This window comes from Mycobacteroides chelonae (genome assembly GCF_016767715.1).
Taxonomy (GTDB): Bacteria; Actinomycetota; Actinomycetes; order Mycobacteriales; family Mycobacteriaceae; genus Mycobacterium; species Mycobacterium gwanakae.
The window spans coordinates 816,316-838,028 of sequence record NZ_CP050145.1; the positions used below are offsets into that span (position 1 = coordinate 816,316).

Annotated in this window: 8 protein-coding genes; 5 read left to right on the top strand and 3 right to left on the bottom strand. The window is 65.1% G+C overall.

Annotation, left to right across the window (positions count from 1 at the left end; translation table 11 throughout):
• Positions 1–7: 7 nt before the first annotated feature.
• From pe to HBA99_RS04120, 3 genes are read right to left on the bottom strand one after another with little or no spacing between them, the layout of a single operon-like run.
• Positions 8–1,174: an acyltransferase PE gene (gene pe / locus HBA99_RS04110; protein ID WP_030094354.1), complete on the bottom strand. Its 1,167-nt coding sequence runs from the start codon at positions 1,172–1,174 to the stop codon at positions 8–10.
• 52 nt (positions 1,175–1,226) lie between these two features.
• Complete coding sequence (locus tag HBA99_RS04115) at positions 1,227–4,247, bottom strand: MMPL/RND family transporter (protein WP_057966586.1); 3,021 nt, start codon at positions 4,245–4,247, stop codon at positions 1,227–1,229.
• Positions 4,248–4,280: 33 nt separating this feature from the next.
• Positions 4,281–5,702: a condensation domain-containing protein gene (locus HBA99_RS04120; RefSeq protein WP_081342987.1), complete on the bottom strand. Its 1,422-nt coding sequence runs from the start codon at positions 5,700–5,702 to the stop codon at positions 4,281–4,283.
• 300 nt (positions 5,703–6,002) lie between these two features.
• Here HBA99_RS04120 and HBA99_RS04125 point away from each other — a divergent pair, with 300 nt between their 5' ends.
• From HBA99_RS04125 to HBA99_RS04145, 5 genes are all read left to right on the top strand, one after another.
• Positions 6,003–17,114, top strand: a complete 11,112-nt coding sequence (locus HBA99_RS04125) for a type I polyketide synthase (RefSeq protein ID WP_070951540.1) — start codon at positions 6,003–6,005, stop codon at positions 17,112–17,114.
• A 110-nt stretch (positions 17,115–17,224) separates the two neighbouring features.
• A complete protein-coding gene (locus HBA99_RS04130) occupies positions 17,225–18,502 on the top strand; it encodes an MFS transporter (protein WP_081342986.1) in 1,278 nt (425 codons plus the stop codon).
• 10 nt (positions 18,503–18,512) lie between these two features.
• A complete protein-coding gene (locus HBA99_RS04135) occupies positions 18,513–19,889 on the top strand; it encodes a DUF2252 domain-containing protein (RefSeq protein ID WP_070923769.1) in 1,377 nt (458 codons plus the stop codon).
• A 62-nt stretch (positions 19,890–19,951) separates the two neighbouring features.
• A complete protein-coding gene (locus HBA99_RS04140) occupies positions 19,952–20,929 on the top strand; it encodes a GlxA family transcriptional regulator (RefSeq protein WP_070923768.1) in 978 nt (325 codons plus the stop codon).
• A complete protein-coding gene (locus tag HBA99_RS04145; RefSeq protein WP_057966580.1) occupies positions 20,926–21,693 on the top strand; it encodes a DJ-1/PfpI family protein in 768 nt (255 codons plus the stop codon). Before HBA99_RS04140 ends, HBA99_RS04145 begins: the two co-directional genes overlap by 4 nt.
• Positions 21,694–21,713: the final 20 nt, after the last annotated feature.

The window sequence follows — 21,713 nt, forward strand, 5'->3', positions numbered from 1 at the left end:
GTCCGTACTAATTGGGAGGGGCTGAGCGTGTGCCGTTGCCCAGCACGGCCAGAGCGCCGCTGGTGATCTGTGAAAGCGGATCGGCACCGCCGCCGAATGTCGCTTGCGAGGCCGGCGCCGTGACCTTGGCGGGGTCAAAACCGCGCACCGGGTCCACCGCGATCGGCGCCGTCGCCGGGTCATCGTTACGGGAGTAGCCAGCATCCACTCGAGGCTGCAGTATTGCGTCGAGCCTGTTCAGCGTCTCCTCGGGAACGCCGAGGTATTTGAAACCCAGCACCAGGGGAAGGTGCTGTTCGGGGATGAAGTACGTCGTCGTCGTTCCTCCCCGGGAGTTAACTTCCGTCCGGATGTTCTGCGGCGGAACCATTTTCGGATTGGTGAAGGCAATCGCCGTATGGCCGGTGGCCAGACCCGCGATGGCATTGGCAACCGCAAACAGGTTGTCCGGCCGGTCCGGCCAGTCCGCGATGCTGTCATACGCGGAGATGAATTGGTCGGTGTGGTACTGGCTTTCGACCGGAGCCGGCACGGTGTAGTCCATGAACGGCACCACCGATCCGGGTGCGAAGTTCTGCGTCAGGAAGCTCTCACCGAACGGGTGCCGCGCGACCGGATCGCCGAACGTCGCGAACGTCAGTGAGTCCGGCGCCGGCGCGGTCGGATCGCTTGCCAGTGCTGACTTAACGGCGTTGAGTACGAGCGCCCCCTCGGAGAGACCCATCGCGGTGCCGGGACCGCCTGTGCGAATGGCGTTTTCGAGGTTGGGTTCGCCGACGTCGATCGACTCGCCGATGCTGGGGCCGTCTAGACCCAGGCCGGGCATGATCTTCTCCCCGACCGGGCCGATGCCGGGGAACAGGCGCTCCAGGGTGTGACCCTGGACCTGCCCAGCCGGGTACCAGATGTTTTCCCGCTTCATGCCCGGGAACCAGTCCTTGCCGGTCATCCGGATGTACTCGTCATAGGGGATGCCGAGCACGTGCGCACCGCCCAGGGCATATGCGGTCCGATCCGGCGATACCGGCGCGGCCATCGCCGTCCCGTCTGCCGCGATCCGGGGGATAGGCGGTCCGGGCACCTGTGGGTCATCGGCAACAGCGGACGGGATGCCAAAACAGCCTGTCATGCTGGCGACTACCAGCAGGGCCGCTCCTGCGAGGAGGTCTTTCATCCGTGCTCCTGACCGCTCGGCTTCATTTTCAGTGTCACATACATTTCTGGTGCTAGCCCGCCTGCGCCGCGGGCGCTGCGGGTGGCGGCGACGTCACCGATGGTCTTTGGCGCTTGCTGACCCGTGACGGCCACCAGTTGGCCCATCCCACCAACGCCGCGATGGCGGGCACGGTGATGGTCCGGACGACAAAGGTGTCCAGCAGAATTCCCACGCCGATCACGAAGCCGCCCTGGACCACGATTCCAATGCTAGAGAACAGCAGGCCACCGACCGACGCAGCGAAGATCAACCCGGCCGCGGTGATCACGCCACCTGTGGAATTCAGGGCGCGGATAATCCCGTAGCGCACACTGTTTGTCGACTCGTCCCGCATTCGTGACACGAAGAGCATGTTGTAGTCGGCGCCCACCGCGACCAGCACAACGAAGGCCAAAGGCGGCACCGTCCAATGCAACTGCTGGCCGAGCAGGAATTGGAACGTGAGCACCCCGATACCGATGGCCGCGAAATACGACAGCACCACCGACCCGACGAGATACAGGGGCGCCACGATCGCCCGCAGCAACACCATCAGTGTCAGCAGCACGACGATGAGTGTCGCCGCGATGATGAACTGGATGTCGTGCTGGTAGTAGTCGCGCGTGTCGCGCAGGGCAGTCGGAAACCCGCCCATCGAAATCGTGGCATCGGCCAGCGTGGTGTTGGGCTGAGCACCCTTGGCGACATCGCTGATTTGGTTGACCTGGTCCATCGCCTCGGGGCTGAACGGGTTGAGCTTCGTCTGAACGAGGTACCGCACGGAATGGCCGTCCGGTGAGATGAACGCCTTGGCCGCTCTTTGGAAGTCCGGATTGTTCAGCACTTCGGCGGGAATGTTGAATCCCGCTTGCGACGGGTCTGCGGCATTGGTCTTCATTGTCAGCAGGAAGGCCGATGCCTGGTTGAGTCCGTTGACGATCACCTTGATCTGCCCGACGAGCTGATCCACACCGCCGGCCACCTGCTGGCTACCGCCGGCCAGGCGGTCGGCCCCCTGCCGCAGCTGGTTGAGTCCGGCTTGCGGACCGCCGGGCTTGTCCAGGCCCATGGCCTGCAGCCCGTTCATGACGCTCATGAGCGAGGCGTTGAGCTTGGTTACCGTCGCGGAAAGTGTTGCTTTGTTGCCCGGTGAATTCCCGAGCTGATGAGCGAGCTGATTGATTTCGTCGAGGCGTCCGCTGTTGCGTTCGCCGACGAGTCGCTCGAACTGGCCGCGGGTGGTGGCGCAGGAGACGTCGGCATCGCAGACCGGGTTGGCCTGTAATGCGTTCAACACCGGGTTGATCCACGCGAACATGTCCTTTGCGGCGGAGAAGTTCCACCCCATGTCATTGGCGAGCGCGTTGATGGCATCGACGAGCTTGGCGGCGTTGTCCACATTCCGCACCAGTTCGTCGCCGCCCGATTTGGTCTTCAGCGAGTTGGACGCGTCGAGCAGGCTCTGCAGACCGGGGACGATCTTGTTGAGCTGGGTGCGCAGGTCGCCGAGGCTGCCGGCCAAGGTGTTGGCGCCGGCGGTGAGCCGGTTGAGGTCGCTGCTGCGCTGGCTGATCTGGTTGGAGCCGTCGGCCAGCCGGGTGCCGACGAGCCCTGCCTGATAGGTGGCTCTGAACTCGGGTGGCACCTCGCCGAGCGGGCGGGTGACGCCGCTGACCAGGCCGACGTCGGGAAGCTGAGCGATGCGGGACGCCATCTGTTCCAAATCGGCGAGAGCCTGTGGGGTGCGCAGGTCACGCGGCGACTGGATGAGGATGTATTCGGGAATGGACTGGCTGAGCGGGAAGTGCCGTTCCAACGCGGTGTACCCGACCGAGCTGGGCGCCGACGGCGACACGGCCTTGCGGTCGTCGTAGTTGTAGCGCGCCAGCAGGGCGCAGCTCCCCAGCAGGGCCAGGACCACCACACTGGCCACCAGGTGTGGAATCGGACGACGAACGATACGTATGCCGGACCGCCGCCAGAACTGCGCAGTGAGTTCGCGCCGCGGCCTGACCCAGCCGCGTGGACCGGCCAGTACCAGGATTGCGGGCAGCAGGGTCATTCCGGACAGGTACGCGACACCGATCCCGATGGCCGACGACACTCCGACCGTCTGGAAGACGCCCATCTTGGCAAAGCTCAAGAGCAAGAAGGTGATACCCACCGTCGTGGCGGACGCGGTGATCACCTTTCCGATCGACATCATCGCGGCGCGGACCGCCTGGTCGTAGGTCTTACCCGCCCGCAGATAGTCGTGATAGCGACTGATGAGGAAGACCGCATAGTCGGTGCCCGCGCCGGCCAGGATCGCGCTGAGGAACACGATGGACTGGTTTGAGACGCCGGCCCCGGTGAGCTGCGAGTAGGCCGCCACCACGGACTGCGCGATCACCAGCGAGGACCCGATTGTCACCAGTGGAAGCATCATCGTCAGTGCGCTGCGATAGACCAGCAGCAGCACCGCGAGCACCAAGATGGCGATCGCGAGTTCGATCGGTAGGCGGTCCTGTTGTCCTGCGACGGTGAGGTCGGCGACCGTGGCCGCTGGACCGGTGATGTGGACGGTCGTGGGACTGCCCTGGGCGCTGCGCTGGATGAGGCCGGTAACCCGGTTGTACGAGTCGAAGGCCTTGGGCGTACCCAACTCGCCCGCAAGGCCGATCGGCAGGATCCAGGTTTTGTTGTCCTGACTCGTCAGAAACTTTCGCAGCTCGGGTGTGCCGATGAAGTCCTGGACCGACACGACGCTGGTCAGGTCGTGTCGTACCGCATCCACCACCTTGCGGTAGGTCGCGGCGTCCTCGGGTCCCAGTCCGTTCTCGTTGATGAACACGACCAGGAGCAGGTCGTCATTGCTCGATTCGTGAAACGCCTCGGTCATCTTCTTGGCGGCCACGCTCGACGGAGCATCGGCCGGCAAAATGGCGAGCGGATGCTTCTCCGCCATTTCGGTCAGTGAGGGGAAGGTCAGCGGCAGGGCGATGGCCAGCGCCACCCAGGCGCCTATCACCGCCCATGGCCATCGCACCACGAGATCGGCTAGCCGCCGCATATCTTCCTCACCCTCATTCTGATGTCGCTCAAGCTACGCGACGCGTCCCCAGTGACCGCTGTCCGCGACTCGCCCGCACACCGACTTCATGGCCTCCATGTAGCGCAGCGCCGACTTCTCGGCGATCGGGTTATCGGGATGCATGATCGCCATCGCGGTCCCTTCCCCGTACCGGAATATGTAGATGGTCAACTGGTAGGAGAATCGGCCGTCCGGATAGATGCCGATGTTGTCGGCAAGGCCCAGCTCGCCCGCCGCGAGGATGGCGTTGAGCGGAGCGGCGCCACCGTGGAAGAAGTTCGACACCGGAAAGTTCGGTTCCGGCCACTTCAGCCACGGCGCCAATTCCAGGACCCGGTAGTACGGCACCCGGGACATGTCCAGACTCGAATCGAAGGCGGTCTGTGCGGCGTAGGCCGCATCGTTGAAAGAGGTTGCCGCGATCGGAACGGTGATCGGGATCAGGCCGGTAAACCAGCCTTGCGTCATGAAATTGTCGCTAGCTGTGCGTGAATCCCTCGGAGTCAGACCGTAATAGGTGACCGCCCCGGTGAATTCGTGCTCGACCAGGCCGAGGCAGGCGAAGAGACCACCGACGAACCGTGAGCCGGCAGTCGAGCAGGCGGACTCGAATCGGTCCGTCTGCTCCGGGCTCATCAGCGACAGGGAGGTCATGGTGCTGGTGGTCGCTTCGGCCGGGTTGCCCAGTGGAAGCGGGAACTCGGGAAACGTCCCATTGTTGTTCTCGGCAAAGTCGATCCACGCGCGTACCCCGGGCGAATCCAGGGTTAATGCCGATGTGAACTCGCGCTCGCGAGTGCAGAAGTCGTCGAAGCTGCCGGCATCGGGAAGCGTGAGGGCCTGCCCGCCTCCGCTCAGCGCGGAGTACATTCCGTTGGCTTCCATCATGGTGGTGCCAATCAACGTTGCATCACCATGTACGTGGTCCATGGCAGCGAAGAACGTGAAGTGGTTCTCGCTCTGGATGATTCCAAAGGTGAAGCATCCCCATTCCAGTGGGCTCGGTATGTCGATGACGTGGTTGCGTATTTCATCGACCGTCATATGCCCTTGTGTTACAGGCGCGAACTCGATTTCGCTTGGATCGCTGATGGAGTGCCGTACGAACGTCCCGTCCGCGGCGCGCTCGAACCAGCTGCGGAAGGTGTCATGCCTACGCAGGTATGCGTTGAGGGCATGGTCCATCGCGGCGATGTCGCACTGGCCCGCGACATCGCAGCTGGCGATTATTTGGCGCGAGAAGTTTAGGCCAGCTTCGTTCCGTTCGTAGTAATTTCGCAGATGTTGGCTCTGCATGTAGCTGACTGGCACCAAACTCACAGGTGCTTGCCGGGCGTTCTCGGCCGCGTCTGGGGTGGGGTGCCACGAGGTGACGGAGCCGGGGCTCAACGTCCATTCATCAAGTGCGCCAACAGTTATCGTGCCAATGCGCAAAGCGCCGTCCTCTCGCTCGGCCGGCCCCGCTCCGGCATCTCTCGTCGGTGGCCCAACATACCCTCGGTTTGACCGCACAACGCGCGGTCGGCCAAGACCCGGAAACCCCATGCGCCACATGGCATACCGGGAATAACTAGAACTTACTGTCCTAGTTACCACGAAGTTTGGGAACAACAGTGCGCACGATACTTGTTCGGCTAGAGTCGCGTTCGCACCCGCCGATGTCCAGAGTCACATTCTTGGTCCGACGATGTCGAGGGCCACTCTCCCCACCCGCCGACGCAAGGAGGCCACAGCATGGAATCCGCTGACCATCCGATCAATCCCGCCCCACGTTTTGCAATCATCGGATATGCAGCGCGTTTTCCCGGTGCCGCCAACGCGGACGAGTTCTGGGACGTGCTGCGTGAAGGCCGTGATGCGATATCGGAGGTACCCGCTGACCGGTGGGATGCCGATGAATTCTTTGACTCTGAACCCGGAGCTCCCGGCAAGGTCGTAACCCGTCGTGCCGGCTTCGTCGATGACGTGACGGGGTTTGACGCGCCGTTCTTCGGTATGTCGACGCGCGAGGTCAGGCTGATGGACCCGCAGCACCGACTGTTGCTGGAGATGGCATGGCGGGCAGTGGAGCATTCCGGAATCGCCCCAACGGATTTGGCCGAGACCAACGCCGGCGTGTTCGTCGGTTTGGCCACCCATGACTATCTGGGAATGGCGTCCGATGAGCTGACTTTCCCGGAGATCGAGGCCTACATGGCCATCGGCACCTCCAATGCCGCGGCCGCCGGCCGCATCAGCTACCGGCTGGGGTTGCAGGGACCGTCGGTTGCCGTCGATACGGCGTGCAGCTCGTCATTGGTAGCAATTCATCAAGCGTGCCAAGCACTTCAACTCGGAGAGTGCGATCTCGCGCTGGCCGGCGGTGCGAATGTCCTGCTGACCCCGGCCACAATGATCACGTTCTCGCATGCGCACATGCTGGCGCCCGACGGCAAGTGCAAGACATTCGACGCGGCCGCGGACGGCTACGTGCGCGGTGAGGGATCCGGCGTCATCGTCATCAAGCGCCTTGAGGATGCGATCCGCGACGGTGATCGCGTCCGGGCCGTGATCCGGGGCAGTGCGATTAACCAGGACGGCGCATCGGGCGGGTTGACGGTGCCCAATGGCGTTGCTCAGCAGCGTGTTATCGCCGATGCGCTCAAGCGTGCCGGTGTCGCGCCGAGTGACGTCGGGTATCTGGAGGCGCACGGCACCGGAACATCGCTGGGCGATCCGATTGAGGCCCAGGCCGCTGGCGCGGCGTACGGCATCGGCCGTGCGGCGAACGATCCGTTGCTGATCGGCTCAGCGAAGACGAACATCGGACATCTGGAGGCGGCCGCGGGGATCGCGGGCGTCATCAAGGTGGTGCTGTCACTCGAGAATGAATTGTTGCCGCAGCACCGCAACTTTCAGAATCCGTCGCCGCACATCCCCTGGGACAGGCTCCCGGTGGAGGTCGTCAAGGAGGCCACCGCGTGGGAGCGCAACGGGCGCCCACGTATTGCGGGAGTTAGCTCGTTCGGGTTCGCCGGGACCAATGCTCACGTCATTCTCGAAGAGGCTCCGGTAGCGGCCGAGATCGAAACGGCCGAAGAGCCGGAGTCGACGGGGGACCGGTTCAGCATTCTGCCGCTGTCGGCGCGCACACCCGCCGCGTTGGTGCAGATCGCCGATCAATACCGCAGCTGGCTGAACGGGCACCCCGAGGCCACGCTGGCGGACCTGTGCTTCACCGCCGGAGTGGGGCGCGCACATTTGGAGCATCGCGCCGCGCTGGTGGTCAACTCCCGTGAAGCCGCCGTGGAGCTGCTCGGCGCCGTCGCCGATGACCGCCCGGCGCCGGGTCTGGGGCGTGGAGAATCCCATGACACGCCCAAGACGGCGTGGCTGTTCACCGGCCAGGGCAGCCAGTACCCGGGCATGGCCCGTGAGCTGTTTGACACCGAGCCGGTGTTCGCCGAGACGCTGAAGCGTTGCGCGGCGGTGGTGGCCGATGTTCTCGAAAAGCCGTTATTGGATGTCATTTTCGATGTAGACGGTCCAGATGCCGAGGCGACGCTGCGGCAGACCACCTATGCACAGCCCGCCTTGTTCGCAGTGGAGATGGGCTTGGCCCGGCTCTGGCAATCGTGGGGCTTCGAGCCGGATGTGGTGTTGGGTCACAGCGTTGGTCAGTACGCGGCAGCCTGCGTCGCGGGCGTGTTCAGCCTCGAGGACGGCGCTGCGCTGATGGCCGAGCGCGGCCGCTTGTTCGGCAGCTTGCCCGCCGGCGGGCGGATGGCAGCGATATTCGCCGCCGCCGAGCGGGTGGAGAGCCTGACTGACGATTTCCCCAGTCTCTCGGTTGCCGCGTATAACGGTGCCAACACCGTATTGTCAGGTCCCGCACAGGATCTGGAAAAGGCGGTGGCGGGGCTGGTCGCCGAGGGCATTCGGTGCGACTTCCTGGAGACCAGTCACGCGTTCCACTCGGCCTTGCTCGACCCTATCCTCGACGAGTTCGAGGCGTATGCCGGCAAGTTCAATTACAAGACACCACAACGGATCCTGATCGACAACCGCACGGGCACCGCGCTGGGCAGAAGTGTGAAACTGGACGGTGCGTACTGGCGCCGGCACGCACGTCAACCGGTGGAGTTCGCCAAGAGCGTGCGCACCCTCGCCGACATGAATTGCAAGGTGTTGTTCGAGATCGGCCCGCAACCGGTGCTCACCGCCGCCGCGCTCCGCGCCTGGCCCGACCCGGCCACCGCGCCGCGGGCGATAGCCTCCTTGCGTCGAAACACAGCGGATCACAGGCAGATCACCGAAGCCGCTGCCGACGCATACGTCCTGGGGCACCTGCCCGATTTCGGTGCGTTCCGGCACGGCCCCGCGCGAAAGCTCGACCTGCCCACCTATCCGTTCGAGCATCGCCAGTACTGGTTCAGTGATAAGCGAAACGCCGACAACCGCGACGCCACGAACCAGCAACAGCCGGCTTCCGGGCCGCGCACGGAGGCCGTCCGTCTGCTCGAGGACGGAAAGATCCAGGAACTCGCGAACCTGCTTGGCGGTACAAGCGGAGACCAGCAGACTCTGGCGGTCCTCACAAAGCTTGCGGCACAACATAATCAGCAACGCACCACGCAGACGATCGCGGATGCTCGCTACCAGTTCCGGTGGGACAAGTCGCCAACGCCGCTCGCGGGTGCGGATACCAGCACGGCTACCACCTGGCTTCTCGTGGGTGATGTAACCGGCGCGGCCGCGCCGCTGGTTGATGCGCTCACTGCACGTGGACAGCAGTACCGGGTTCTCGGGTTGCCGACATCCGACGCCGACGAGCAGCAGCTTGCCGACGCGTTCCGTTCCGCGGTATCAGGCGGTTCCGCGCTCCGCATCGTGCATGTCGCGGCCCTCGATGGGGGTACCTCCTCGGCGCGGTCGTTGCTGCGGATACAACACCAGATACTGGGCGGAACGCGACGGCTCTTCCGTGCGGCCGCGGCTGCTGAACTGCGGGCACCCATCTGGGTGATAACCCGTGGCGCCCAGCGAATCACCGAAACCGACACCGTGGCGCCAGAACAGAGTGCCCTGTGGGGATTCGGCCGTGCGGCAGCCCTCGAGCTTCCACAAGTGTGGGGTGGACTTGCTGATCTGGCCGATGCCAGTGCTGCCGAATGGTCACAGTTCATCAGCCGAGCTTCCGCATCGAGCGACGCCGCAGCCAGGGAGGACCAGATCGCATTGCGCGATCAGTCGGTCTACGTTCCCCGGCTCGTGCGGCGGGAGAATCTGCCCAGCGGTACTCCGCTGGAAATCCGCGACAACGGAACCTACTTGGTCACCGGCGGGTTGGGTTCGATCGGGCTGGAGATCGCCGGGTACCTGGCCGCGTGCGGCGCCAAGAATCTGGTGCTGACCAGTCGGCGCGAACCGAACGAGGCGGCACAGCAGCGCATCGACGCACTGGGTGCGCAGCACGGCTGCGAGGTCCGGGTGGTCACCGCCGATGTCGCGGACGCACATGACGTGGCACGCCTGCTGGCAGGCGTGCAGGCCGAGTTGCCGCCGCTGGCGGGCATCGTCCATGCCGCGGGGGAGATCGGCACCACCCCGCTCAGTGATCTCGACGACACCGAGGTAGACCGTGTCTTCGCCGGCAAGGTCTGGGGCGCCTGGCATCTGAGCGAAGCAGCGGCCGATCTGAAGCTCGACTTCTTCATCAGCACCTCCTCCATCGCCTCGGTGTGGGGTGGCTTTGGCCAGACCGCGTACAGCGCGGCCAATGCATTCCTCGATGGACTTGCCTGGCGTCTGCGTGAGCAGGGTGTCGCGGGGACCAGCGTTAACTTCGGTCCGTGGACGGCAGGCATGGCCGACGCGGAATCCCGGGCGCGACTGGAACAACGTGGAATCAAGACGTTGTCCCCGTCCGATGCGCTGGCTGGCTTGGCGGATGTGGTGGCGGCTTCCCAATCGAATGGTGGGGCGCAGGGCGTCGTCGCCCGCATCGACTGGGCCCGTTTCCTACCGCTCTACCAGCAGGCCGGGAGACGCGCATTCCTGGCGGAGCTGGAGCGTGAGGTGCCTTCGCATCTGGCCACATCTCAGGGTGTCGCGCAGTCGGGCACGACGCAGCTGGTCGAACGGCTTGCGGGAGCTCCGGTACAGCAGCGCAAGAAGCTTCTGACGGACTACCTGCGCGATGCGGTGGCCGAGGTGACGCGCGTGGACGTCTCGGAGATCCGTGAGGACGCGGGGTTCTTCGATCTCGGCATGGATTCCCTGATGGCCGTCGAACTGCGCCAACGCATGGAACAGGGTGTGGGCAAGGAGATTCCGGTCACCCTGGTGATGGATCATCCGCGCATTTCCGATGTTGCCGACTATCTGCTCGGCGAGGTGCTGGGCCTCAGCGAACAAGCCAAGCCGGCGCCACAACAGGTATCGGCTGTCACGGATCGCACCGACGAGCCGATCGCGATTGTCTCGGTGTCATGCCGATTCCCCGGCGCGCCGGATCCGGAGGCCTTCTGGGAGGTGCTTTCCGGAGGCGTCGACGCGATTCGTGAGGTGCCCGAGGACCGTTTCGACATCGACGAGTTCTATGACCCGGATCCGGAGACCGCCGGCAAGACGTACACACGCTTCGGCGGATTCCTGGACGGTATCGATGGATTCGATCCCGAGTTCTTCGGCATTTCCCCGCGTGAGGCCGTCTGGATCGAGCCGCAGCAGCGACTGATGCTCGAAACGGTATGGGAGGGCTTGGAACGCGCCGGATACTCGCCGGCCGCGCTGCGCGGCAGCCGAACCGGCATCTTCGCGGGCGTAGGTGCCAACGAGTACGCGCACCTGCTGTCGTCGGAATCGATCGACAAGATTGAGCCCTACTTCATCACCGGTAACGCGCTCAACGCGATATCGGGACGTGTTGCGTTCGCGCTGGGATTCGAGGGGCCCGCGGTGGCAGTGGATACCGCGTGCAGCTCGGCGTTGGTGGCGGTCCACCAGGCCGTGCAGGCCCTGCACTCCGGTGATTGCGATCTGGCAGTGGCCGGTGGTGTGAACGTTCTGTTGAGCCCGGTGACAGTCATTGCCGCCTCGCGCGCCAGGATGCTTTCACCGGTCGGTCGCTGCAAGACGTTCGATGCGTCCGCCGACGGCTATGTGCGCAGTGAAGGCTGCGGGATTCTTGTGCTCAAGAGATTGAGCGATGCGGAGCGCGACGGGGACCGAGTCCTGGCCGTGATTCCGGGTAGCGCGGTGAACCAGGACGGCGCATCCAGCGGACTGACCGTTCCCAACGGAGGGGCGCAGCAACGACTCATCGGAACGGTGCTTGCGCGTGCCGGTCTGGCGGGCGGGGACGTCGATTACCTTGAGGCGCATGGAACGGGCACCCCGCTGGGTGATCCGATCGAGGTGCAGGCGGCGGCCGCGGCCTACGGTGGCTCGCGCGAGGCAGACCGGCCGCTGCTGATGGGCTCGGTCAAATCCAACATCGGCCACACCGAATCAGCTTCCGGTGCAGCAGGTCTCATCAAGGTGGTGCTCTCGCTCCAAAACGGGGTGCTGCCGCAGAGTCTGCACTTCGAAAAGCCGTCCCCGCACATCCCGTGGGAGTCGCTGCCAGTTCGGGTGGTGGACAAGGCCATTCCATGGGAGCCCAACGGTCGGCCACGGCGCGCCGGGGTGAGCTCGTTCGGATTCACCGGCACCAATGCCCACGTGCTCATCGAGGAGGCACCGCGACGGGCAGTGGTGACGGATGAAGGTGGCCCCGACGACACCGCCGCTACACCAGAAGTTCAGGGCGACAAGGTGAACGTCCTGCCGTTGTCCGCCAGGTCGCCGGAGGCGCTGGCCGCGGTGGCGCAGCGTTATGAGTCCTGGTTGAGCGCCCATCCAGAGGTCGACATCGAGGATGTCTGCGTCACCGCGGGGAGTGGGCGGTCGCACTTCGAACATCGTGCCGCTCTCGTCGTGGACTCGGTGGAGTCCGCGCGCGAGGGGCTGGCCGAGTTGGTTCAGAACCGGCTGCGCCCCGGTGTGGTTCGTGGCGAGCACACGAACCACCCAACAACGGCCTGGCTGTTCACCGGACAGGGCAGTCAATATCCCGGTATGGCGCGTGAGTTGTTCGACGCAGAGCCGGTTTTCGCCGAGACCGTCACACGCTGCGCGGAAGCCGTCAAGGACATCGTCGAGCGCCCCTTGCTGGAGGTGATGTTCGCCACCGATCGCGAAACGGGCGGAGAAGCCGGGAAGGTACTGCGGCACACGTCATTCGCGCAGCCAGCCATCTTCGCCGTAGAGATGGGTCTGGCCCGGCTGTGGCAGTCGTGGGGCATTGAGCCCGACGTGGTGCTGGGCCACAGTGTCGGCCAGTACGCGGCCGCATGCGTCGCCGGAGTGTTCAGTCTGGAGGACGGTGCGCGACTGATCGCCGAGCGCGGCAGGCTCTTCGGCAGTCTGCCCGCGGGCGGGCGCATGGTGGCCGTCTTCAGCGACGCCAAGCATGTCGAACAGATCGCGAGTGATTTTCCGCGTGTGTCGGTGGGCGCCTACAACGGACCGAACACCGTGCTGTCGGGTCCGGGCGAGGATGTGGAACAGGCGGTCGCGCGCTTCGAGGAGGAGGGAATCCGGTGCACCTGGCTGGAGACCAGCCATGCGTTCCATTCCGAGCTGCTGGACCCCGTCCTCGACGAATTCGAGTCGTACGCAGCGCAAGTACAGTTCGCGACTCCCACGTTGCCGCTGGTGTGCAACCGCACGGGTGCGGTGCTGACGGCACAGACCCCGATCGACGCCCAGTACTGGCGACGGCATTCCCGTCAGCCGGTGCAGTTCGCCGAGAGTGTGCGCACCGTGGCCGCGCTGGGTTGCTCGGTGCTGATGGAGATTGGCCCGCAGCCGGTGCTGACCGGCGCCGCGGTGCAGGTCTGGCCGGAGCACTTGGCCGCTCCGCGGGCGATTGTCTCGCTGCGCAAGGGTGTTGGCGACCGACGCCAGATCGCCGAGGCACTGGCCGCGGCGTACGTCGGCGGTCATCGGCCCAATTTCGCCGCGCTGCGGCGCCACCCGCGTAACACGCTGGAATTGCCGACCTATCCCTTCCAGCGCCGCCGCTTCTGGCCGAAGTCGTCCGGCGCCGCCATCGAAGGCGGGGGCGGCTTGTCCGCGGGCATCCTGGGTCGAGGCGAGGACCTGGCCTCCGGCGATTCTGTCTACATCAGCCGGTTGTCGGTCAGGTCGCAGCCCTGGCTGTCCGACCACGTTATCTACGGCACCGTCGTCGTACCCGGCGCAACGTACGCCGCGATGGCCCTAGCGGCCGTCGGCACTCCGGCACGGGCGAAGGATGTTTTCTTCTACGAGCCGATTATTTTGCCGGAGAAGAGTTCTCGTGAGGTGCAGCTGACGCTGCATCCGCTGGAGGATGGCAGTGGGTCGAAGTTCCAGGTGCACAGCCGTCCCTACGGCGAACGCGATGTTGACTGGTCACTGAACGCCGAAGGCACCGTCGTGCCGGGTGTCGATGACAGCGCCGACGATGCGGCCGGCCAGTCCTCGGAGGCCGAGCCGGTTGACGCGGCCATCGAGCGGATGGAGCGCATGCGTCCGAACGAGCTGTTCGAAACCTTCGCTGATCTGGAACTGTCCTGGGGCCCAACCTGGTCCGGCTCTCTGAAGTCACTCTGGCTTGGTCAGGGTGAGGCCATCGGCGACGTCCTCGTCGGTGAAGAACTTGCAGAACAGCTCGGTACCGAGCCGATGCACCCGGTGCTGATGGATCTGTGCACCGGTGTGGCCTTCCCGGCGTTCCCGGCCCTGCTCGCGGCTGAGCAGGGCATCAACGATCTGTTCCTGCCCTTGCGGTACGGCCAGGTGACGTTGAAGGAAAAGATGCCACGGCGCTTCTACTGCCGGGCCCGGTGGCATGAGAGCGCGCTGGACAGCGAGACCCAGGTCTTCGATCTCGATTACCTCGATCGCGATGGCCGTCACCTCGGTGGGATTCGCGAGTTCACGGTGAAACGTGCGCCGCGTGAGGCATTGCTGCGTGGGCTGGGCGGCGATGCCACCCGCCTGCTGTACACCCTTGGCTGGCACGAGGTTCCGGTGCCAGCCGCGGAGGACGGCACCGCGACGGCAAGCGGTACCTGGCTGATCGCCGGGTTCGACGAGCTGGCCGCCAGGGTGCCGGGCTGCATCCCGTTCGATCGGACGAGTAATCCGGAACTTCTCGGACAGGTGCTGGCAGAGGCCAAGGAGCGCGGCGTGCCGTTCTCCGGTGTCGTCTGGCGTGCCGCCGCACCGGGCGCGCAGGAGTCGAGCACCGATGAGATCGCGCGTCTGGAGACCGAGATCGCCAACCTGCTCAGTGCTGTGCATACGGTGCAGAACGGCGCACAAAATGGCGTGAAACTTCCCGATGGTCTCTGGATCGTCACCGAGCGCGCCGTGGCCACCGAATCGGGCGAGCCGGTCGATCCGGTGCAGGCTTCCCTGTGGGGATTCGGGCGCACCACCATCAACGAGGAACCGGCGCTGCGTGCCAAGCTCGTTGATGGTGACGGCTCACCTGAGGCTGTACAGGCGCTGGCGAATCTATTGGTTACGCCGGTCGAGGAGCCGGAAATCGCTGTGCGGCAGGGCAAGCTGCTCGCCTCGCGGTTGTTGCCGTGGTCACGCAGCGGCAATCTCACGGTGCCGCGCGGGAGCGACTACGCCCTGTTGCCCACCGAACGGGGTGCCATCGACAACCTGCGGATCACCGAGAAGGAGGTCGAGGCGCCGGACGAGGGCTACGTGCAGGTGCGGGTGGAGGCCGCCGGTCTCAACTTCCGTGACGTGCTCAACGTGCTAGGTCTGTACCCGGGTGACCCGGGCCCGATCGGCGGTGACTTCGCAGGTGTCGTCACGCAATTGGGTGAGGGTGTTACCGAGGTCGCGGTGGGTCAGCGGGTCTATGGCTCCATGCAGGGTGCCTTCGCCAGCCGGTTCAACGCACCGGCTCAGTTCCTGGCACCGATTCCGGACGGGATCAGCGCGGTCGAGGCCGCCACGATTCCCGCTGCGGCGCTGACGGTTCGACTCGCCTTCGACTGGGCGCAGCTGAAGCCCGGCGATCGCGTGCTCATCCACGCGGCCAGTGGTGGTGTGGGATTGGCTGCGATACAGATGGCGCAACAGTGCGGTGCCGAGGTTTATGCGACAGCGAGCACTTTCAAGCGTGCGACCGTGCGCAAGCTCGGCGTGAAGTATGTGTATGACTCGCGTACCACCGATTTCGCCGACCAGATCCTCGCCGACACCGATGGGCATGGCGTTGACGTGGTGCTCAACAGCCTCACCAGCGAAGGGTTCGTCGAGGCGACCGTGCGGGCCACCGCCAAGAACGGCCGTTTCGCCGAGATCGCCAAGCGTGATATCTGGACTTCGGAGCAGATGGCCGAGGCACGCCCAGATATCGCCTACGAGATCGTCGCGCTGGACACGGTGATGTTCCAAGAGCCCGAACGTATTAGGGGCCTGCTGACGGAGGTTTCGGACGGTTTGGCCAAGGGGGAGTGGACACCACTGCCCGCTGAGATCTACCCGCTGACGGAGGCCAGGACGGCATTCCGCCGCATGCAGCAGGCCCGCCATATCGGCAAGATCGTGTGCCAGATGCCGAATCCACTGTCACCACAGCAGGATCGGACCTATCTGATCACTGGTGGACTGGGCGCGATCGGCCTGCACACCGCGTCGTATCTGGCTCAGCTCGGTGCCGGTGACATCGTGCTGACCAGCCGCCGTGCTCCAGATGTGGATGCGCAACGGTTGATCGAGGAGATCAGCGAGCGCTCCAAGGCCCGCATCCACGTCTTCACCGCCGATGTCGGCGAGGAGTCCGAGGTTGTGAAGCTGCTGGAGCGGATTCGGGCGGAGCTGCCCCCGCTCGGCGGCATCGCGCATCTGGCAGGCGTGCTCGATGACGCCCTGCTGGGTCAGCAGAGCGTGGAGCGGTTCCGGACCACCTTGGCGCCCAAGGCGTTCGGTGCCGATTACCTTGACAGGCTGACGAAGGACGAGGATCTGGACTTCTTCATCGTGTCCTCCTCGGTGTCGAGCTTGTTCGGTTCGCCTGGTCAGTCCAACTACGCGACGGCCAATGCGTGGCTCGACGGTCTGATCGCGCGGCGCAGGTCGCAGGGTCTGCCCGCCACCGGCGTCAACTTTGGCCCCTGGGGGCAGGGAGGTATGGCCTCCTCGGAGGCGGCGACCGCGAATATCAGTGCGCAGGGCCTGATTCCGCTGGATCCCTCGGCGGCACTCGCGGCTCTGGCCGAGGTCATTGCCAACGGCACGGGCCAGGCCACCGTCATCAAGGCCAACTGGCAGCGTGCGGCGAAGGTGCTGGGCAGTTCGCGTCCGCCGATCCTGGACCTCGTGCTGCCGAGTGCCGTGGGCGAGGTGACCGGTGACAGCGAGTTGCTCAAGCAACTGATGGAGATACCGGTGCCGCAGCGGGCTGGTTTCGTGACCGAGTTCCTGCAGCGCGAGGTGCAGAACTTCCTGCGCCTGGCGCAGCCGCCGGCCGCGACGAGCCGGTTCTTGGACCTCGGTACGGATTCGCTGATGGCGATCGAGCTGCGTAACCGGCTGCACAGCCAGTTCGGCGGCAAGTTCACCATCAACGCGACGGCGGTGTTCGACTACCCGACCATTGGTGGGCTCGGTGAGTACCTGGTGGCGCAATTGCCGGATGCGGAGTCCGAATCGCAGGAAGCACAACCCGCGGCGGAGCCAGCGCAGTCCGAGTCAGAGCCGGACACGGTGCCCGCGCCATCTGACGAAGTATCCGAGCCGGCGCGGTGAACCCGTAGCCGTCCAGGTAAGTTAGCCAGCCTGGACGGCTGCGGTATCTGTTGGCCGGTGACTAGTGGAGCGGGTGCGGTCTGAGTCGATTTTTTGCGGACATCACTCCTCTGCGCAACGCCGATTTCCGGCGTCTGTGGCTGGCCGGGGTCGTCACGGTCATCGGCGCTGGGCTCACGCTGTTCGCGGTCCCGGTTCAGATCTATGCGCTCACCCACAGTTCGGCGTACGTAGGACTGACGGGCGTTTTCGGTTTGGTGCCGTTGGTGGTGTTCGGACTGTGGGGCGGCGCGCTGGCGGACCGGATGGACCGGCGGACCCTACTGATCATTACGGCCATCGGGCTGGGTGTTTCTTCGGTGCTGTTGTGGCTGCAGGCCGCGTTATCCGTCGACAACGTGTGGGTGGTGCTGTGCCTGCTCTCGGTACAGCAGGCCTTCTTCGCGGTGAATTCACCGACGCGCGCCGCGGCGATTCCGCGGATGCTTCCGCTCGATCAGCTGCCGGCCGCGAACGCGCTGAACATGACGGTCCAGCAGTTCGGGTTCATCGCGGGGCCGCTGCTGGCCGGCGTGCTGCTGAAGTGGGTGGATCTGTCCACCTTGTATCTGATTGACGCCATCGCGTGCTTGGCGCCGATCTGGGCGACAGTCCGGCTGCACAGGATGCCGCCGAGTAGTGCGTCAAAAGATCTGCAAGCCAACACTTCTGGCCTTCGTGACGTCCTCGAGGGCTTCCGCTATCTGGCCGGGCACAAGATCGTCCTGATGTCTTTCGTGGTGGACCTCATCGCCATGATCTTCGGGATGCCGCGCATCCTGTTCCCGCAGATTGCCCACGAGGGGTTCGGTGATCCAGCCGACGGCGGCACCGTGATCGCGCTGCTGTCGGCGGCGATATCGGTGGGTGCGGTGATCGGCGGGGTGTTCTCCGGCTGGTTCCATCGGATCGATCGCCAGGGTCTGGCGGTGGTGGTCAGCATCGTGGTGTGGGGGCTGGCGATGGTGGGTTTCGGGCTCGCCGCGCACGCGCCGCTGCTGTGGCTGTCGCTGGTGTTCCTGGTGATCGGCGGCATCGCCGACATGGTGTCGGCGGCCTTCCGGACAACGATCCTGCAATCGGTGGCGACGGACGATGTGCGCGGCCGCTTGCAGGGTGTGTTCACGGTGGTGGTCGCCGGAGGGCCGCGGGTTGCCGACTTCACGCACGGTGCGGCCGCCGCGGTCGTGGGTACGACGGCGGCCGCCGCCGGTGGTGGTGCGCTTGTGGTGGTGGGGGTGATCGTTGCCGCGCTCCTCGTTCCGGTGTTCGTGCGGTTCCGGACGTCGGACGAGATCACAGCGGAGGATGCGAGCGAGGCTGACCAGGACAAGGTGCAGCCCCAGTAGGTTTCACCCCATGGACGCTCTGACGCCAGTGGACTTGCGGCGACTTCCGCGGGACAAGCAGCTTGCTCTGGGCCGCGGGCTGCGTGACCAGATGCCGCGGCGACGCCTCGCGGAACTTCCCGATCAACCGCACCGGGATCCGATCGCGGTGCTCGCCGCGCAGAACACGTCCAGGATCCCGTCGCTGGTTCCGGTGCGCCGCGAGCGCATGTCGGAATCGCCGTTCGCGTTCTATCGTGGGGCGGCCGCGGTCATGGCCTCCGATCTTGCCGGCACGGCAACCACCGGGGTACCGATTCAGATCTGCGGTGACGCACACCTTTCCAACTTCGGGCTCTTCGCCTCGCGTGAGCGTGCGCTGCTGTTCGACGTCAACGATTTCGACGAGACCGCGATCGGTCCGTGGGAATGGGATGTCAAACGACTGGTCACGAGTGTGGCGATTCTCGGCCAGGAATTCGGGATGTCAGACGACGCGGTGCGCGCCAGCGCCACCAAGACCGCCGCCGCCTACCGCACCCGGATGCGCGAATTGGCGCAGCTGTCTGCCCTGGAGCGGTTCTATCTCAAGACGACCGCGCTCGAGGTGCTGGATCTGGTCTCGCGACTGTCCAAGAGCGCGTCCAAGCTGGCAACCGAAACGGTCTCGAAGGCCTCCCGCAACACCTCACATCGTGCGTTGAAGAAGCTGACGGCGACCACCGTCGACGGTCATTACCGAATCGTGGAGCAGCAGGACATTGCGGTCCGGGTCCCGGAGGTGGGTTTCTCCGAAGCCGCCGCGATGGTGGAGGAGTACTTCGGTTCGGTGCCCGAGGACGTCGTAGCACTGCTGGCATGCCATCAGTTCGAGGATGCGGTGGTGCGGGTGGTCGGTGTCGGAAGTGTGGGCACCCGTTGCTATCTCGCTCTGCTCACGGATGCCGATGGGTCGCCGCTGTTCCTGCAGATGAAGGAGGCTTCGGCCTCGGTGATCGAGCCGTATTTTCCGCAGGAGTTGCGGCTGGATCACGGGCGCCGGGTGGTGGCCGGCCAGCGGATCATGCAGGCCAGCGGTGATCCCTTCCTCGGTTACGTGTCCTCGACGCGTCGCGGCAGCTTCTACGTGCGGCAGTTCCGCGATATGAAGGGATCGGTCGAGATCGCCAGTCTCACGGATCCCAACGACCTGGCGCTGTACGGGTCGCTGTGTGCGATGGCGCTGGCGCGTGCCCACGCTCAATCGGGTGTGCCCGGGGTGATCGCGGGCTACCTCGGCGCGGGTGCCGATCCGAATACCGCTGATGCGGCCTTCGCTGACTTCGCCGACGCCTACGTGCGCGTCAATCGTGCGGATCACCAGCGGCTGCTCGATGCTTCTGCGGAGCAGTGGCTGCCGAGCTGCTGATGTCCTAATTTGTGGGATACCCGACCTGGACGCCATTGCCCAGGTGGCGAACACTAAGAGGCGTGACGCGTTCGGTGGTAATCCTGGGTTTTCCGGGAGTTCAGGCCCTCGACCTGGTGGGGCCCTATGAGGTCTTCTCGACCGCATCCCAGTACCTGACCGGTACCCCCGGCTACGACGTGTCGCTCGTGTCCAGCAATGGCACTCCGATCGCCACCGGTTCGGGTATGGAGTTGGTCACCCGTCCGTTGCCTGATCCCGGTGCGGGATGCGACACCTTGGTCTTGCCTGGCGGCGTCGGTGTGCCCGCGGTTCAGCGGGATCCGGCCGTCATGGAATGGATCCGCGCTTCGGCGCACTCTGCGCGGCGGGTGGTCAGTGTCTGCAACGGGGCGTTCCTGGCCGCGGAGGCGGGCTTGCTGGACGGCTGTCGTGCCACCACGCACTGGGCTATCGCCGAGACGCTCGCAAGCGAGTTTCCCAGCGTCACAGTCGATCCCGATCCGATTTTCATCCGCAGCTCGGACAAGACATGGACGGCGGCCGGGGTGACCGCGGGCATCGATCTGGCATTGGCGCTTGTCGAGGACGACCACGGAGCGGAGGTGGCGCAGACGGTGGCGCGCTGGCTTGTTCTGTATCTGCGCCGTCCGGGTGGGCAGTCGCAATTCGCGGCCCCGGTGTGGATGCCGCGGGCCAAGCGCATGCCGATCCGCGACGTGCAAGAGGCCATCGAGGCGCAGCCCGGCGGATCACACCGAGTGCCCGAGCTGGCTCGTCTGGCCGCGATGAGCCCACGGCATTTCACCCGGGTCTTCACCGCGGAAGTCGGCGAGGCGCCGTCGGCCTATGTGGAACGCATCCGTTCCGAGGCCGCGCGCCGTCAGCTCGAAGAGACCGACGACACCATGGTGGTGATCGCGGATCGCTGCGGGTTCGGATCTGCGGAATCCTTGCGCCGCAATTTTGTTCGCCGCATGGGCGTATCGCCCGATCAGTACCGCAAGACCTTCTATCGCACCGAAAGGGCTTCGTTATGACTCAAATCGCCATCGTGTTGTACCCGGATTTCACCGCACTGGACTTCATCGGTCCCTACGAGGTGTTGCGCTTCATGCCCGACACCGAAGTCCGCTTCGTCTGGCACCAGCCCGGACCCATCACCGCTGATTCGGGCGTGCTGGTCATCGGTGCCACGCACTCGTTCGAGGAGACCCCCGCACCCGATGTCGTGCTGGTGCCCGGTGGGCCCGGAACGACCATGGCGGCCCGCGATGAAGAGCTACTGGAGTGGTTGCGCCGAGTGCACCCGACGACCACGTGGACCACCTCGGTGTGCAGTGGTTCGCTGGTATTAGCGGCAGCCGGTCTCCTCGAGGGCCAGCGGGCCACCTCGCACTGGTCCACGCTCCCGCTGCTGAAGCCGTTCGGGGTGACCCCGGTCGGTGATGAGCGCATCGTGCATGCGGATGACGGCGGTGTGGTCACCGCGGCGGGGGTGTCCGCGGGTATCGATCTGGGGCTGTGGCTCGCGGGCCACATCGCCGGGGAGGAGCGGGCCAAGGCGATTCAGCTGAGTATCGAATACGACCCGCAGCCGCCCTTCGACTCCGGGCACATGTCCAAGGCCAGTGCCGCGACCAAGGCCACGGCGACCGCCGGGCTTGCCAGGGACACGTTCAAGCCGGCGATCATCACCGCGGGCGCGATGTTGTTGTGGGACGGTGCACTCGCGACGGTGCGCCGGAAAGGGAGCCGCCGCCGGTCGCTCGGCACCCGGGTGGACCCCCGACCTCGACCCTGACCAGGCGCCGTGTGGAGGGA